This window comes from Neisseria sp. P0021.S006 (assembly GCF_051956895.1).
The window spans coordinates 1-1,379 of the sequence record NZ_JBQCWZ010000370.1 but is presented as its reverse complement, the minus strand read 5'-3'; the positions used below and the strand labels follow the sequence as shown (position 1 = coordinate 1,379).

The 1,379-nt window shown below is 49.6% G+C and carries 1 pseudogene; it reads left to right on the top strand.

Annotated features, from left to right (window positions below):
• Positions 1–1,379 (top strand): annotated as a pseudogene (locus ACTHUM_RS14210) (transketolase-like TK C-terminal-containing protein); the annotation flags it as partial.

Here is a 1,379-nt window from a genome sequence, read left to right as displayed (position 1 = left end):
TCCAAAGACGGTGCATACGTTCGCGAACACTTCTTCAATACGCCTGAACTGAAAGCATTGGTCGCCGATATGACTGATGACGAAATTTGGGCATTGAACCGCGGTGGTCATGACCCTCAAAAAGTCTACAACGCTTACGACCGCGCTGCGAATCACGCTAACGGCAAACCTACTGTAATCTTGGCAAAAACCATTAAAGGTTACGGTATGGGTGCATCCGGCGAAGGTCAAAACGTTGCCCACCAAGCCAAAAAAATGGACAAAGCGTCTCTGAAACAATTCCGTGACCGCTTTGACATTCCTGTAACTGACGAGCAAATCGACAGTGGCGACCTGCCTTACCTGACTTTTGCTCCTGACAGCGAAGAATACAAATACCTGCACGCACGTCGCGAATCTTTGGGTGGCTACCTGCCTCAACGCAACCCTACCCAAGACGTTCTGGAAGTGCCTGAACTGTCAGCATTTGATGCCCAACTGAAATCCAGCGGTGACCGTGAATTCTCCACCACCATGGCTTTCGTACGCATCCTGTCTACTTTGCTGAAAGACAAAAAAATCGGCAAACGCGTTGTACCTATCGTTCCTGACGAAAGCCGTACTTTCGGTATGGAAGGTATGTTCCGCCAATACGGCATTTGGAACCCTAAAGGCCAACAATACACCCCTCAAGATAAAGACCAACTGATGTTCTACAAAGAATCCGTCGACGGTCAAATCTTGCAAGAAGGTATTAACGAGCCAGGCGCAATGGCTGACTGGATCGCGGCTGCAACCAGCTACGCCAACAGCAACTTTGCGATGATTCCTTTCTACATCTACTACTCTATGTTCGGTTTCCAACGTATCGGCGACTTGGCATGGGCTGCCGGCGATATGCACGCACGCGGCTTCCTGTTGGGTGGTACTGCCGGCCGTACAACGCTGAATGGTGAAGGTCTGCAACACGAAGACGGCCACAGCCATATTCAAGCAGATTTGATTCCAAATTGTGTTTCTTACGATCCAACATTCCAATACGAAGTAGCCGTTATCGTTCAAGACGGTCTGCGCCGTATGTATGCCAATAACGAAGACGTGTTCTACTACATCACCCTAATGAACGAGAACTACGCTCACCCGGATATGCCTGAAGGCGCAGAAGAAAACATCCTGAAAGGTATGTATCTGCTGAAAGCCAGCGGCAAAGGCGACAAGAAAGTTCAATTGATGGGTTCCGGTACCATTCTGCAAGAAGTCATTGCCGGTGCTTAATTGTTGAAAGCCGACTTCGGCGGGGAAGCAGACATCTGGTCTTGCCCATCTTTCAACCTGTTGCATCGCGACACTAGCGAAGCAGAACGTGTCAACCGCCTGAATCCGGTGGAAACGGCAAAAGT